Annotated in this window: 15 protein-coding genes; 5 read left to right on the top strand and 10 right to left on the bottom strand. The window is 29.8% G+C overall.

Going from position 1 to position 15,654, the window contains the following annotated elements:
* Positions 1-1,521 (bottom strand): choice-of-anchor L domain-containing protein (locus tag FIA58_RS17615; protein ID WP_208022831.1); only part of this gene is annotated, 1,521 nt, incomplete at its 3' end.
* A 103-nt stretch (positions 1,522-1,624) separates the two neighbouring features.
* On the opposite strand from FIA58_RS17615, the gene FIA58_RS17610 reads away from it, so the two are divergent.
* Positions 1,625-2,524 (top strand): NifU family protein, encoded by a 900-nt coding sequence (locus tag FIA58_RS17610; RefSeq protein ID WP_140964013.1) that lies wholly within the window; start codon positions 1,625-1,627, stop codon positions 2,522-2,524.
* Between the two features lie 81 nt (positions 2,525-2,605).
* Here the strand turns inward: FIA58_RS17610 and FIA58_RS17605 are convergent, their stop codons facing one another.
* On the bottom strand, positions 2,606-4,846 hold the full coding sequence (locus tag FIA58_RS17605) for an inorganic phosphate transporter (RefSeq protein ID WP_140964012.1): 2,241 nt from the start codon (positions 4,844-4,846) through the stop codon (positions 2,606-2,608).
* A gap of 158 nt (positions 4,847-5,004) precedes the next feature.
* On the opposite strand from FIA58_RS17605, the gene FIA58_RS17600 reads away from it, so the two are divergent.
* From FIA58_RS17600 to FIA58_RS17590, 3 genes are read left to right on the top strand one after another with little or no spacing between them, the layout of a single operon-like run.
* On the top strand, positions 5,005-5,205 hold the full coding sequence (locus tag FIA58_RS17600; protein ID WP_140964011.1) for a dodecin family protein: 201 nt from the start codon (positions 5,005-5,007) through the stop codon (positions 5,203-5,205).
* A gap of 57 nt (positions 5,206-5,262) precedes the next feature.
* Positions 5,263-7,299, top strand: coding sequence for a thioredoxin domain-containing protein (locus FIA58_RS17595; RefSeq protein ID WP_140964010.1), 2,037 nt, complete (start codon positions 5,263-5,265; stop codon positions 7,297-7,299).
* Complete coding sequence (locus FIA58_RS17590) at positions 7,280-8,098, top strand: mechanosensitive ion channel family protein (protein WP_140964009.1); 819 nt, start codon at positions 7,280-7,282, stop codon at positions 8,096-8,098. Before FIA58_RS17595 ends, FIA58_RS17590 begins: the two co-directional genes overlap by 20 nt.
* A gap of 3 nt (positions 8,099-8,101) precedes the next feature.
* Here the strand turns inward: FIA58_RS17590 and tsaB are convergent, their stop codons facing one another.
* From tsaB to FIA58_RS17575, 3 genes are all read right to left on the bottom strand, one after another.
* Positions 8,102-8,761 (bottom strand): tRNA (adenosine(37)-N6)-threonylcarbamoyltransferase complex dimerization subunit type 1 TsaB, encoded by a 660-nt coding sequence (tsaB, locus tag FIA58_RS17585; RefSeq protein ID WP_140964008.1) that lies wholly within the window; start codon positions 8,759-8,761, stop codon positions 8,102-8,104.
* A gap of 102 nt (positions 8,762-8,863) precedes the next feature.
* Positions 8,864-10,171, bottom strand: a complete 1,308-nt coding sequence (locus tag FIA58_RS17580) for an efflux RND transporter periplasmic adaptor subunit (RefSeq protein ID WP_140964007.1) — start codon at positions 10,169-10,171, stop codon at positions 8,864-8,866.
* A gap of 3 nt (positions 10,172-10,174) precedes the next feature.
* Positions 10,175-11,497 (bottom strand): TolC family protein, encoded by a 1,323-nt coding sequence (locus tag FIA58_RS17575; RefSeq protein ID WP_140964006.1) that lies wholly within the window; start codon positions 11,495-11,497, stop codon positions 10,175-10,177.
* A gap of 101 nt (positions 11,498-11,598) precedes the next feature.
* Between FIA58_RS17575 and FIA58_RS17570 the strand changes: the two genes are divergently transcribed.
* The gene (locus FIA58_RS17570; RefSeq protein WP_140964005.1) at positions 11,599-12,990 is read left to right on the top strand and encodes a DUF4403 family protein; all 1,392 of its coding nucleotides are present in this window, start codon (positions 11,599-11,601) and stop codon (positions 12,988-12,990) included.
* Positions 12,991-12,992: 2 nt separating this feature from the next.
* Here the strand turns inward: FIA58_RS17570 and FIA58_RS17565 are convergent, their stop codons facing one another.
* From FIA58_RS17565 to FIA58_RS17545, 5 genes are all read right to left on the bottom strand, one after another.
* Entirely contained in the window at positions 12,993-13,268 is a 276-nt protein-coding gene (locus tag FIA58_RS17565; RefSeq protein ID WP_140964004.1) for a hypothetical protein, read from the bottom strand.
* The gene (locus FIA58_RS17560) at positions 13,261-13,791 is read right to left on the bottom strand and encodes a DUF420 domain-containing protein (protein WP_140964003.1); all 531 of its coding nucleotides are present in this window, start codon (positions 13,789-13,791) and stop codon (positions 13,261-13,263) included. Before FIA58_RS17560 ends, FIA58_RS17565 begins: the two co-directional genes overlap by 8 nt.
* A 78-nt stretch (positions 13,792-13,869) precedes the next feature.
* Positions 13,870-14,496 (bottom strand): SCO family protein, encoded by a 627-nt coding sequence (locus tag FIA58_RS17555; protein ID WP_140964002.1) that lies wholly within the window; start codon positions 14,494-14,496, stop codon positions 13,870-13,872.
* A gap of 7 nt (positions 14,497-14,503) precedes the next feature.
* The gene (locus FIA58_RS17550; protein ID WP_140964001.1) at positions 14,504-15,208 is read right to left on the bottom strand and encodes a hypothetical protein; all 705 of its coding nucleotides are present in this window, start codon (positions 15,206-15,208) and stop codon (positions 14,504-14,506) included.
* Positions 15,209-15,294: 86 nt separating this feature from the next.
* Positions 15,295-15,645: a cytochrome C oxidase subunit IV family protein gene (locus FIA58_RS17545; RefSeq protein ID WP_140964000.1), complete on the bottom strand. Its 351-nt coding sequence runs from the start codon at positions 15,643-15,645 to the stop codon at positions 15,295-15,297.
* Positions 15,646-15,654 lie beyond the last annotated feature (9 nt).

Genomic DNA, 15,654 nt, shown 5'->3' with positions numbered 1-15,654 from the left:
GTAATTTGAAGGATTATTTGTCCCTAATACCGTAGCACTCTGACTCGTTAAATCAAAAATCTCAAAACCATCATTACTAATATCATCACACGCATATAAATCTGAAGGTTGAACGATAGTAAATCCGCATAATGATGGAATGGTAATCAAATCAAACTGTGAATATGCTGGACATGACAACATAAAGTCTTCTACACGAACATAAATAGTCGTTGGAGGATTAGTATCAACAAAAGTTGAAGAAATTTGATTCGTACCATCGATAGCATCCTGAGCTGTTAAATAGTATAAAACATCATAATTAAATGGATTCAGTGGACCTAGAACAGCAGGTATATTATCATCTAAATTAAAATTTTCATCACAACTCTGCAAATCTGTAGCTGGATTATTGATTGCTATATCAGATAAATATTCAACAATAATACAGTCATTTTGAATACAACTCCCACCAGAAACATTACTAGCCTCTACACAGTAAGTCCCTGGCTGTGTTACTAATAATGTTTCATTAGTTTCACTAGCAAGAACATTTGGTCCTGAACCAGTATCTAAAGTCCAAACAAAATTATAATCTGCAGGATCTAAACCTGTATCTAGAAGCTTAGTATCACCTGGACATAAAGCAAAACCATTTGCTACAGTTAAGTCCGCTGTTTCAAATCCAACACCTACTGGATAAGTTAAATTTGCAGTTCCAACATTAAAACTTCCTGCTTCTATAAAAACTGCTGAATCAAATAAATCATCACTAAAAGGAGAAAATGTTCCTCCATAATCACCAATGGCCAACTTTATTCTATAATTATTATTAGGTATTACTGTAGCTGCTGCTGTCATAGGAACAGTATATCCTCTCATATTCATTACCGTTGAAGTAGCAGGCAAACCAACGTTATAAGTATCAAACAATAACATATTAGCTGAAGGACAACTTCCATTATTAGCTGTATCTCTAATATTTACAACAGAAACTGGTGTAGTTGTACCAGGTATGACAGCTAAATTAGTAACGGCTCCAGTATCTAAATCCGTCAATATAAACGCGAAAACATCCGCAAAATCACATTGATACGCTCCATACTCATTAGATGCAAAAATAAAATTAAAGCTAAAATTATCTGTCAAAGGTGTAAAATCAAATTGAACAAAAGTGGCGTCATTAATTAGACTTGGAGCTTGTCCGCTGGTATTACTTATATTTAACAAATCAGCATCTGTGGTATTAGAACAGGTGGTAGACATATTATTACCTGTATACTGTCCAGATGTAGACATTACATTTCCACTTCTAAGAATCATTCCTTCTGAAAAATCGAAATTGGTTCCTCCATATTGAAAATAACCAATTCCACATTGACTTGATGAACTAATATTAGACACTATAGCACAAGGTGAGTCAATCAAAACGTCTTGGACTAATTCGGGTACTGTATAAGTTGATGTATTTACTGTAATCGATTGAGAAAAACCTATCACAGATAACAAAAAAAATAAGATAAAAAAGTAGTGTTGTTTCATTTGGTTATTTAATTGTTGTAGTTTTGTTAATAAATTGGTTGTTTAAAACAAATATAAATAATCAAAAATTAAATGTTTGTATCTTTGCAAAAACCACGTTATAATGTCAAAAATATCGATAAAAAGCACAAATAACCCTTCTGTTTTAAAGTTTGAACTAGAAGAAAGTATAATTAAAGGACAAAATTTTGAATTTAAGAATATTGACGAGACCAAAAACTCGCCTTTAGCGATGCAATTATTCTATTTGCCTTTTGTAAAAACAGTTTATATTTCAGGTAATTTTATTGCTATTGAAAAGTTTTCAATAGTGGAATGGGAAGATGTTCAAGAAGCTGTTTCTGAACAAATAAAAGATTTTATTCTGAAAGGAGGAGAAATCATTAAAGAAGAAGCTAAATCTAGCAAAAAACTGCCTATAACAATTTATGCTGAAACTACTCCAAATCCTGCTGTTCAAAAATTCGTTTGCAACAAACTATTAACGAAAACATTAGTTGAATGTAAAAATATTGATGATACTATTGCATCACCTATTGCTAAACAATTATTCAATTTCCCATTTGTAAAAGAAGTTTTTATAGATGAGAACTACATTTCCATCACTAAATATGAAATTGCAGATTGGAATGAAATCACTATGGAATTGAGAACATTCATAAAAGAATATATTGAAAACGGAAATATAGTAGTAGATGAGTCTCTTATCACAAAAACAGAAACTCATACAAAACAGCAAGAAGCTTACTTTGATACTTTAGACACTACATCACAACAAATTATTAACATACTTGAAGAGTATATTAAGCCTGCTGTTCAAAGTGATGGGGGAAATATTATGTTTGAATCCTATAACGATCAATCTAAAAAAGTAAAAGTAATTCTACAAGGAGCATGTAGCGGTTGCCCTTCTTCTACGTTCACATTAAAAAGTGGAATTGAAAATATGTTGAAACAAATGCTAAACGACAATGAAATTGTAGTAGAAGCAATTAATGCCTAACTATTAGAAATACCTTAAAATCTATAAAAAACAAAGAGCACTTAAAAAAGTGCTCTTTGTTTTTTATAGATTTTTTTTATTTTACTTTTTATCAATTTGTTTATTAAATTCTTTGAATAACTCTAATAAATTCATTGTAGCTTTTACTAAATCATTTGTTTCCAAAAGCAATCCAAAATACAACTTACTATTTTTTGGGCTATTCTCTGTTGTTCTTATCCTAATAATCTGTTTTTGAATCAATTCTGATATAGAATCTAAAAGCCTACCTTTCTCTTTTAAAATTTCATCTATCTGAGAAAAATCTTCTTTTTGCAATGCAGCATCTAGTCTTTCAAATAAGCTTTGTAATTTATTATCAACAGATTTCAAATCCCTTATTTGATTGAACTTCAATTGCTTATGATTATTATTAATATGCGAATGACTATTCAAAGTAATATAACCTATTGATTGAACCATATCTTGTAAATATCCTAAAATAAGAACATAAAACTTACTAGCTTCGAGAGAAGTTTCATCCAAATTTTTAATTACATAATACACATTACTTTTCAGATCATCTATGTCTTTTTCTAACTTCTTAAGCTTCTTTTTATTCTCTTTTAATTTAGCAAGATCTTGTAAACCAAGATTATTAATAACATCTGTATATAAAGTATTTGTTTTACGAATAACTTTACCTACTTGCGAAGAACTTTCTGAAATAATTTCTTTAATAGAAAAGATATCTTCTCTTTTAAGTTTAACTTCTTCTTCTTTTTCTTTAGTTTTCTTAATATGCTTTCTAGCACTTCTATACAATAAAATTCCCACTGTAACCATCAGAGCAAAAAAGGCAAAAACTTTACCAAAGTTCAATAATACAGCAATAATTCCAGCCATTAAGAAAGCAACAAATGCTGTTACAAACCAACCTCCTATTACATTAATAACTCCAGCAACCCTATATACTGCACTTTCTCTATCCCAAGCTCTATCAGCAAAAGAAGTACCCATAGCAACCATAAATGTTACATAAGTAGTAGATAATGGTAATTTCAATGAAGTTCCGATAGCTATTAAAATACTAGCTACCATTAAATTCACAGAAGCTCTCACCATATCAAAAGCCGGTTCTTCACTTTTCTTAAAAGTAGATTTTGCTTTTGTAAACTGCTTATCGATTTTAACTTCTAGTGATTTTGGTAAAAAATAATTCAATACTTGCCCAACATACATTACACCTCTAACTATAACTCTTGATGTATTATTTGCATCAAAACGCTCTGTTCCTTCACTTTGTCTAGACAAATCCACACCTGTAGCAATAACTTCTTTAGCTTTCTTTGAAGTCCAAAGGGTATATACCATAATTCCGCCACCAATTAACAACAACCAAAAGTTAGCTTTCAATTCTGAAGAAGCTAATGCACCCATAAGCATAGTAGAATCACTTCCACTAGCAATGTATATATCATATGATTGTAATGCAGCAATAGGCACACCTATAAAGTTCACTAAATCATTTCCTGCAAAAGCAAGTGCCAATGCAAAAGTTCCGACGATAATAATTACTCTAAAGATATTTATTTTTAAAGTAATTAAAACTTGTGACAAGACAGTCCAAAATAAAAAACTTATTCCTATGATTAACAACTGATTTTCTTTCATTAATTCTTTCAAATCAGTTGTCATAAACGAAGAACTCTTAAGTCCTTTAAAGAGAATAAAATAAGTAATTGCAGAAATTCCAATTCCTCCAAAAATAGCTCCAAAATATTTCACTCTTTTTTCATAATGAAATGAGAAAATAATCCTTGAAACATATTGCACCAATGCACCTATTGAAAATGAAAGAACAACAGATAACAGTATACTGGTTACAATCTCAGTTGCTTTAGCTTGATTGATAAAATCTAAAATTGAATTTGTATTATCATCATTTGTAATCATTTTATATATTCCCAAACAAACAGCTCCTCCTAATAAAGAAAACACAACTGAAACTGTTGTTGATGTTGGTAGTCCTAATGAATTAAAAATATCTAACAACAATACGTCCGTAATCATTACTGCTAGAAAAATAATCATTACGTCGTTAAACGTAAACATAGCTGGTACAAAAATCCCACTACGAGCAATTTCCATCATACCACTAGAAAACAAAGCTCCCAATGCGATACCAATACTAGCTACAATCATTAAGGTTTTAAAAGATACTGCTTTTGATCCTATTCCTGAATTTAAAAAATTAACTGCATCATTAGCTACACCAACCATTAAATCTATTGAAGCTAAAAGAGCCAATGCAATAAGCATTACAAGATATATTTGTTCCATTTAATCTTAAAATTTATTCTAGTGCAAAAGTCCTTTAACTATTTCTTTCCAATGTTAAGTTAACGTTATTAATTTTAATTTTTGAAAATATATAATTTGCAATATAACGAACATTTACCTACCTTTAAATTAATTATTAACAATAAAAACAAACAATTATGGCAGTATTAAAAGTTATAGAAGTATTATCAAGTTCAGATAAAAGCTGGGAAGATGCTACAAAAAAAGCTATTGAAAAAGCATCAAAATCATTAAAAAACATACGTTCTGCTTATGTTCAAGATCAAAGTGTTTCTGTTAAGAATGACCAAGTAACTGAATTTAGAGTAAATTTAAAAGTCACTTTTGAATTAGATTAATTTTAATTCTTTATTTACCTTTAAGCGTTCTACTGAACGCTTTTTTTATAACTTTATATGAACGAATTACAGAAAGAAAATAGTCCTTATTTATTACAACATGCTACAAACCCAATCTTTTGGAAAGCATGGAATAAAGAAACCTTACAACACGCTAAAGAAAACAACACACTTATAATCATAAGTATTGGCTATGCTGCTTGCCATTGGTGTCATGTCATGGAACACGAATCTTTTGAAGATGAAGCTGTAGCCAAAGTAATGAATTCTTCTTATACCTCAATAAAAGTAGACCGAGAAGAACGACCAGACATTGATGCCATCTATATGAAAGCTATCCAAATAATGAGTGGTCAAGGTGGCTGGCCACTAAATGTAGTTTGCTTGCCAGACGGAAGACCTGTTTGGGGAGGCACTTACTTTAAAAAAGAAGAGTGGACAAATGCATTAGAGCAATTACAGCTTTTATTTGAAACCAATCCTGAAAAAATGATTGAATATGCTGAGAAACTTCATGAAGGTATTCAGTTAATTGGATTAGTTCAAAAAAATAATTCAGATATGATTTTTTCTAAGAAACAAGCCTTTAGTTTAATTGAAAAATGGCAAAAAAGCTTTGACTTAGAATATGGAGGTTATTCAAGATCTCCTAAATTTATGATGCCAACAAACTTAGAGTTTCTTCAGCGCTATGGATTCCAAAATAAAGACCAATCTATTTTAAAACATGTAGATACAACTTTGACAAAAATGGCTTATGGTGGTTTATTTGACACTGTAGAAGGTGGTTTTTCTAGATATTCGGTTGACATCAAATGGCATATTCCTCATTTTGAAAAAATGTTATACGACAATGCTCAACTCCTCTCGATTTATGCAAATGCTTATAAACGTACCAAAAATGAATTATACAAAGAAGTCATAGAAAAAACAATCCTATTTTGTGACAATGAACTCTTAAATGATAAAAAAGGATACTTTGCCTCTCTTGATGCAGATAGTTTAAATGAACAAAATCACTTAGAAGAAGGTGCTTTTTATAGTTGGACCAAAGAGGAATTAAAATCAATTTTAAAGGATGATTTTGATTTGTTTGCTAATGTGTTTAACATTAATTCTTTTGGCTATTGGGAAGAAGAGAAGAAATATGTTTTAATTCAAAATCAATCTTTAATCGAAATTGCCTCAGCAAATGCTATTTCAGTTGACACTTTAAAGGAGAAAAAGAAAAATTGGGAGCAACAACTTTACATCATCCGTAAAGAAAGAAAAAAGCCTAGATTAGATGATAAAAGTATTACATCATGGAATGCTTTATTAATCAAAGGTTTTGTCGATAGCTATAAAGCATTGAATAACCAAAAACACCTAGATAAAGCTATCAATATTGCTAATTTTATTACTAACCAACTTTGGAATGAAGCAGGGTTCCTTTGGCATACTTATAAAAAAAACACTAGTAAAATTGAAGGTTTCTTAGAAGATTATGCTTTTACTATAGAAGCATTTATTACTCTTTATCAAGTTACATTAGACTACAAACACTTGTTAAATGCCAAACAACTAACCGATTATTGTTTGGAGCATTTTTATAATGAGAATGAACAATTCTTCTCTTTTACCTCAAGAAATTCGGATGCACTGATTGCCTCTCATTATGAAATTGAAGACAATGTAATTCCTGCTTCAAATTCGGTTATGGGACATAATTTATATGCCTTGAGCATTTATTATGAAAATTCCTATTATGAAAAAGTGTACAAAAACATGTTAGCAATCATTCTTCCTACTATAGATTATGCCTCTGCTTTTTCAAACTGGCTTTCTCTTTGGATGAATACATTAGACAATCAAAAAGAACTAGCAGTTTGTGGAACGAATGCTTTAAAAAATATAAAAAAAATAAATAACAGATACCTTCCCAATATAATAGTAGCTGGAAGTACTGCCGAAACTAATATTCCTTTTTTAAATGATAGATTTGATAAAGAACAAGACTTGTTTTACCTTTGTAGTAATAGGACTTGTCAAATTCCTGAAATTAAAATAGAAAATATTATAAACCAAATAGAGAATGACTACAGAAAAAATTGAAAAATACACCGAAATAATAATAAATACAATTGTTGAATATTCTCCAAAAGTTGTTACGGCAATAATAATTTTATTTGCTGGACTTTGGCTAACAAGTATTCTTACAAAAACAATAAAAAAGGTTTTAATTAAAAGAGAAGTAGATATTACCCTTTCGAACTTTATAGGCAATTTTATTTTTTGGACCCTTCGAGTGCTGGTTTTCATAACTGTAATTTCAAACTTAGGAGTTCCAACTTCTTCTTTTGTTGCTATATTAGGGGCAGCTGGTTTAGCTGTAGGTTTGGCATTACAAGGATCTTTATCAAATTTTGCAGGTGGAATTTTAATTATTTTATTCAAACCTTTCAAACTTGGAGATCTTATTGAAGCACAAGGAGAAATAGGATCAGTAAAAGAAATTCAAATTTTCAACACACGATTATTAACTGGTAATAATCAAACGGTTTATATACCAAATGGATCTTTATCAAATGGTATTATAAAAAATTATACCCAAGAAGGAATTAGAAGGTTAGATTTAACTATTGGAGTCGATTATAATTCTGATTTAAAACAAGTGAAAGACGTTATTTTGGAAGTTTTAGACAAAAATCCTTTAGTCCTAAAAGAACCTGCACCAGTAGTTTTAGTAATGGAATTAGCAGATAGCTCAATTAATTTATCAGTTAGACCTTGGACAAATGCTGAAAACTTCCTAACAATTCATAGTGAAACACTTGAACAATGTAAAATAGCTTTTGATGCAGTTGGCATTGAAATCCCTTACCCACATCAAGTAGAAATTAAAAAGAAGTAACTATTATTTATTTAATACAAAATCTTTTAAATAAAAAGGTTCAAAATAAGCGACATCTACAAAGTCGCTTTTTTTGTACTTTTCAAAGGAAAGCGCACTCATTTCATTGGCAGATGGATACACTACTTCATCATAAAAAATAAAATTAGCAGTTGTTAAAGTTTCTTTGAATTTTAAAGCCCCATCACCAACTAAATGCATCGTGTCATTTATTTCATTATAAGTAGATTCATCAATAATTTCTGCTTTTGTCTCTCTTATTTTTAAATGATTTTTATCAAAAAAAGAAGTATATACTTCCATTCGTCTAGCATCAATCATAGGAATAATAATTCCATTCTCAATTTTAATTCTTCTAGCTAGCAATTCTAATGTATCAATAGCAATCATTGGCAAACCCAATGCATAGCATAAACCTTTCGCAGATGAAACACCTATTCGTAATCCAGTATAAGAACCAGGGCCTTGACTTACAGCAACAGCATTTATATTTTTAAAAGTCAAATTAGTTTTCTCTAAAATAGCATCTATGAAAACGTGCAATTTTTCTGCATGAGAAAAATTTTCTGTTGCAATTTCTTCGCAGATAATCGTTTTTCCTCCTTTAGCTAATGAAACTGAACAATTTTTAGTTGCTGTTTCTATGTTTAAAATGATAGACATTGTTAAATTTTATAAATACAAAAATACGAAGTAGTAATTTAGTAATACAAAAAAAGACGCAAATAAAATTTGCGTCTCAAAAAAATAACCTTAACTATTCAACTACTTTTTTACTTTATCGTCTTTATCTCCTGCTGTTTTTATTTTATCATTGGTATTCAAATCTTTAGAAACCATAGTATAAGGACCTGTAACAATCTCCTCACCTTTCTTTAAACCTTCCTTGATTTCAATGTTTGTATCATCTTGAATTCCTGTTTTTACAACTCTTAATTTTGCTTTACCACCTACTTTCACAAAAACACATTCAAATTTTTGATCAGGATTGTAAGTGCCTTTATTTTGTTTTTCTTCTTTTTCAAGTTCAGCAACAATATCTTTTTTAGAAGAAGTAGTATCCTCTTTAATTACAACAGCACTAATTGGCACTCCAATAATATTTTCCTTTTTAGTAGTGATAATATCTACCGTTGCAGTCATTCCTGGACGAAATGGAGAATAATTCGGTGCTTTCCCTTTTAACAAATCTTCATAAGACTCTTTTAATATTCTAACTTTTACTTTAAAATTTGTTACTTGGTCAGCAGTTAAAGCTGAGCTAGCCGAATTAGAAATACTAGTTACAACTCCTTTAAACTCTTTCTTTAAATAAGCATCTACCTCAATCTTAGCAGAGTCACCAACTGTTACTTTAACAATATCATTTTCGTTGACATCTACTTCTACTTCCATATTATTTAAGTTAGCCACACGAAGGATTTCAGTTCCAGCCATTTGTTGGGTTCCCAAAACACGTTCTCCTAACTCCACAGACAATAATGAAATGGTTCCATCTGCAGGAGCATAAATAGTAGTTCTTCCTAAATTATCTCTCGCTTCTGTTAAAGTAGCCGAAGCACTTTGGACATTAAAATAGGCTGATTGTTTGTTTGCTTCAGCTACTTCATAAGCCGATAAAACTTTATCCCATTCTGATTTTGAGATTATTCCTTTTTCAAATAAAGGTTTATTTCTATCATAATTAGCCTTTGCTTCTTTTACTTGAGCTTCTGCCTGACTTAAACCTGCTTTTGTAGTGGACAATGAAGCGGCTGTTCTATTTACACCTGAAACATATATATCTGGATTTATTTTTACTAATAAATCTCCTTTTTTCACTTGTTGTCCTTCTTTAATTGGCAATTGAATAATTTCTCCTGAAACTTCAGATGATATTTTTACTTCTATTTCTGGCTGAATTTTTCCAGTTGCAGAAACTGTTTCTATGATAGACATTTGGCTCACTTTGGTAACTTCAACCTCTTTACTATCATCATTATTACCTATAACGCCTCCTTTTTTTAATGCAACTAAAAGCACGATTAAACCTATAACAGTTCCTAATAAGATATATATCGATTTCTTTGACATGATTTATTGTTTTTGAATTAATGGTATTCCGAAATAAAATTCTAATATTTTTGTTCTAAATATGTAATCATACTTTGTTCTTAACACTTCAGATTGAGCATTCTCAAAAGTAATTGAAGATTGTGAAAAATCGAAAGAATTCATCAATCCTACCTCATATCTCTCTTTGGCAAAATCATATGCTAATTTTCTTGCTTCTAGTGTTTTTTCTGCGGCTTCAAAAGATTTTTTTGCATTTACTACATCATTATAAGCTTGATAAACATTTCTTTCTAAATCTAATTCCGCTTGTGTTAATTGAAATTCTGTTCTTTGTAAATTAATCTTAGAACGCTGTACTCTACCTCTTGTTGAGAATCCATTTAAAATGGGAACATTTAATTGTAAACCTATAGAAGTACCGTCGAATAAAGACAGTTGGTCAACAAAATTTAACACAGCACTTTCAGACCATCTAGTATTATATCCAACAAAACCAGTTAAAGTAGGTAAGTATCCTGATCGTGTTATAGACAAGTCTTTTTTAGCAATGGAAACATTTGATTCAGCAATTTTAATGTCTTTAACAGCTTCTCTTGCTTTTTCTAAAATCGCTTCTTGACTTTCATTCACAATATCTGTCATTGGAATATCTATTGTTTCATCAGAAATATCAAAAGTTGCATAATCTTCTAATAATAAAGTTTGACAGAGTGCTAATTTAGAAATAATCAAAGTGTTTTCTGTACTTATGATTTGTTGTTCTTGCGTTGCATCTGTAGCTTGTAATTCATAAATATCTCCAGCTGGAACTGAACCTGCTTCGATTAACTGTTGAGTCCTCTTAATATTTTCTTTTGTAATTTGATTTTGATTTTTTTGAACTTTTAATTGCTCTTTGTTAAAAAGAATTTGCAAATAAGAATTTGCAACTGATAAGGCAATATCATCTTTCATTTTATCTAAACGATATTCATTTGCTATCTTGTTTAATTTAGTACGTTGCAATGTTTTCCAATTAGCCAATCCGTTAAACAAAGTAACACTTGAATTTGCTGATGCAGAAAAAGATTTAAAAGTTTGATTTTCAAATTGATTGGTTGCTGGATTAATATTAGCACCCGTGTTTATACTATAATTAGCATTTCCACTTAGGCTAGGTAAGAAACCCCCAATAGCTTCTAATTTTTCTACATCAGAAGTCTTTAAATCTAGCTCCGATTGTTTTACTGAAATATTATTCTTGATCGCATAGTCTACACATTCTTGCAAAGTCCATTTCTTTTCTTGTGCAAAAACATTTATTCCTATGAGTAAGAAAAAAATAAGTATTCTTTTAGTTATCATTATGTATGAATTATAAATGAATTTTCTTATAAGACCAAAAAAAGAAGTTTTTGTTACACTAATCGTATAATATTTTATTTTTGTATTCAAATTAATTGAAAATGAAATACATCATAAGCCTACTTTTAGTGCTATCCTTCTTGTTCATCTTAGTTTCTTGTAGTACAACCAGTAAAATTGAAGCTTTAAAACCTCCTTTATCCGACGATAGTCCTATGGTTTTTAAAAACAAAACTTCTTTTATTTCTTTACCCACAGAAATTAATTTAAAAGATATTGAAACACTTTTAAATAAAAACATGGATGGGTTAATTTATGAAGATAATGATATAAATGATGATGATACCGAAATGAAAATTTGGAAAACCGCTCCTATACGTTTAACAGAAACCAATGGAGAAATTATTTCCGAAATTCCGTTAAAAATTTGGACTAAAATAAGATATGGAACCAGTTTTATGGGACTAAATGACACTAAAGAAATTAATTTAAATGGAATAATTACACTCAATAGTAAAGCACATTTATACAATTGGAAATTAACCACAACTTCAACTATTCAGGACTTTAAATGGAGTGAAAGTCCTAATATTATCATTGCAGGCAAAAAAGTACCTATTACTTATATAATCAATCCGACAGTTTCTATCTTCAAAAACAAAATAGCCAAAATGATTGATGAAGCTATTGATTCGTCTTGCGATTTTAAACCAATGGTTTTAGATGCAATGGAAAAAATAAGCACTCCTTTTTTGACAAATGACGCTTATGAAGCTTGGTTTAAATTAGCTCCTGTAGAATTATATGTAACAGAAGCTGAACTAAAAAACAGCAAAATAACCATGGATATGGGGTTAAAATGCACTATGCAAACCATGATAGGTCAAGAGCCAAAGAATACATTTGATAAAAATAAGTTGGTTTTAAAACCCGTTACAAAAATTCCAAATGAATTTGAAGTGGCCGTTGCTGCAGTTTCTACTTTTGAAAGTGCTTCAAAAGTAATTACCAAGAATTTCCAAGGGCAAGAATTTGGTTCTGGTAGTAAAAAAGTAACCGTTCAGAAAGTTACACTTTGGCAAAATGAGAGAAAATTAATAATTGCATTAAATTTAACAGGTTCGGTAAATGGAACAATTTATTTAACAGGCTATCCTCAATACAACAGTGTTACGAAAGAAATTTTCTTTGACAAATTAGACTATGTATTAAATACTAAAAGTGTTTTATTAAAATCGGCCAATTGGTTAGCACAAGGAAGTATTTTAAGAGCCATTCAGGAAAACTGTAGGTATTCCATTCAAGAAAATATGGACGAAGGCAAAAAAAGCATGGCTACTTATTTAAACAACTACTCACCTATGAAAGGTGTCTTTGTAAATGGAACGATGAGCGATTTTACTTTTGACAAAGTAGAATTAACCAATAAAGCAATTATTGCTTTTATTTCCACCAATGGAAAAATGAAGATAACAATTGATGGAATGGAATAAGGTTATTCAGTTTTCTCCTTTTTCTTAGCATATTTCATTCGATAGATAGCATAACCAGCTAATGCAACTAATATATATGGAATCACCATAAGGTATACAATTCCATCATTTATAGCTTCAGCTTGCACTCCACTTTCTTCACTTTCTAAAGCAGCTCTACACATAGCGCATTGAGGAAAAGAATATAGAGAATAGAATATAAAGAATAGAACTAAGAAAACCCTTCTACTAGACCATCTTTTATCTTTGCTCTTTGTTCTTTGTTCTTCGTTAAGCATAATAAGGAGAAATCATTAAGTACACTACAACACCCGTAATCGCAACATATAACCAAATAGGAAAAGTAATTTTTGCAATTTTTTTATGCTTATCAAATCGTCTTGCTAAAGCTTTTACATAGGTAATTAAAACTAAAGGAATAATAGCAATAGATAAAACAATATGACTAATCAGAATAAAATAATAAAGTGGCTTGTAAGCTCCTAAGTAAGCTGTTGATTCCGAAGACATATGATAAGCTACATACAACAATAAAAAAGCAACAGAACAACCAATAGCGGTTTTCATTAAGCTTTCGTGTAACTTTCTTTTACCATTCTTAATAGCAATTATAGCAATTACTAATAAAACCGCTGTAATTCCATTTATAGTAGCATAGATTGGAGGCAAAAAAGTAAAAGGCTTAACATCTAACCCCAAACGCTTAAAACTAACTCCAAAAAGCGCTGCAACAGCAACAGGAATTACTATTGATAATACTGTAATTAGTTTATTATATTTTGTTTCTATATTATTTTCCATTTCGTTTAAATATATATTTTTGGAATACCAAATAAGAAATTTTTCTAATTAGAATTTAATATCTCCAATTTCAAAAATTTATTCTTCTAATAATTTTTTAATATCGTCTTTTATGGCCTGAATACCTTCTTTTTCAATGCCATCATAATATAAAATAGGGTTTCCAAATTCGTCTTTACGACATCTAATATTTCCTTCTTTGTCAATTAAGGCAAATAAACCTGAATGTTCAAAACCACCAGCTACTTTTTTGTTCTCTCCTGTATAAATATTAAAACCTTGATTTGCTAACTTAAAAATATACTCTTTATCTCCTGTTAACATATGCCAATTGTAATGTTTTACACCTAACAAATCAGCATGTTCTTTTAATACATTTGGAGTATCGAACTCAGGATTGATAGTTATAGAAGCAATTCCGAATTTCGGATTACCATAAAACTCCTCTTGCAACAACAACATATTCTGATTCATTATAGGACAGATAGTTGGGCAAGTAGAAAAGAAAAATTCTACTACATAAACTTTACCTAAATAATCTTTATCCGATATTTTTTTATTATTCTGATCAGTTAATTCAAAAGCAGGCACATGCCCCATAGTATACAAATCTGATTTTTGGAATTTTGCTATTATTTTTGGGATAGCCCAAATTCCGAAAATCAGAACAATAAAAGTGATCCCAATATATGATTTATTTTTCATAAATTAATTATTTAGCTTGTGAAGACTTTTCTACTTCATTTACAATATTATCTTTGAATTCATCCTTTCTTTTATTCTTTTTTAAAGCCAATCGATATTCCCTTAGGATAATCTTTACATCATCAGTCATTTCATTATGTAAATCAGCAGCCGATGATGAATTATAACTTTCTCTGAATTCTTCTTCCCCTTTTCTATTTTTACCAATTCTTCCTCTATGATTTATGTTTTTATCCAAAATAATAACATTAGACGTGCCTGAATTCGCATTTAAATTGGTTTTCAAATGCAAACCAGTGTAATATTCTTGAATTTTTTCAGGAGAAGCGAATACAAATTTCCAGCCTTTCATATCTTCTGTAATACGATCTAACTCAGATATGATTTTTTGAATTTCACTTTCTGTTCCTAAAGGTGCTATCATCACCATTTGAAAATCTTCGAATCCAAAATATTTATTGTAAATTTTTTGATTAAGATTAAACATATTGGCTTTAAATTCAACCATATCCGATCCTGTAAAACCTAAAACAGTAATTTTATCTTTCAATTGTATATTTTCATTTCTTAATGAAGACCAATCTTTAGGTATTTCTGTATTGTGTTCTGAAAGTGTTGGTAGAAATAAAGAATTATGTTTAGCAGAAGCAAAAATAAGATAGGTAACTATAGGTAAAATGAAAAGAATGACAAGTACAACTTTATTTTTCATCTAGTAAACTTTTTAGGCATTATTTAGAAATACAAAAGTAAAAAAAATCCCGATGATTATCGGGATTTTATATATCTAAACTAAAGTTAAAATATCCATTCTAAGTGACCATTTTTATACACTTCATAAATATAATCTCCTTCAACAAGGACAATAAAACATAAATAAAGTATTAAAAATATTAATGGAGCCACTACAGACCAGCGTAGACTAGCTTTTTCACCTTCTAAGTGCATAAAAGCCCACATGATATAATAAGCTTTAACTAATGTTAAAATAATAAATATCCAATTTAAGATACTAGTTGACAAAAAATGCCCTCTAAATAAAAAATCTGGTTTAATAATACCTAAAGCAACTTCAACTGTTGTAATTACTGAAAGAAGTCCAAAAACGATCCAGATTCTTTTTGTATTTGATTCGTGTGCGTGTTCCATAACTTTTCT

The organism is Flavobacterium jejuense (genome assembly GCF_006491595.2).
GTDB classification, from domain to species: domain Bacteria; phylum Bacteroidota; class Bacteroidia; order Flavobacteriales; family Flavobacteriaceae; genus Flavobacterium; species Flavobacterium jejuense.
Note: the sequence above shows the minus strand (reverse complement) of the source record. Positions and strands in the feature narration are given on the sequence as shown.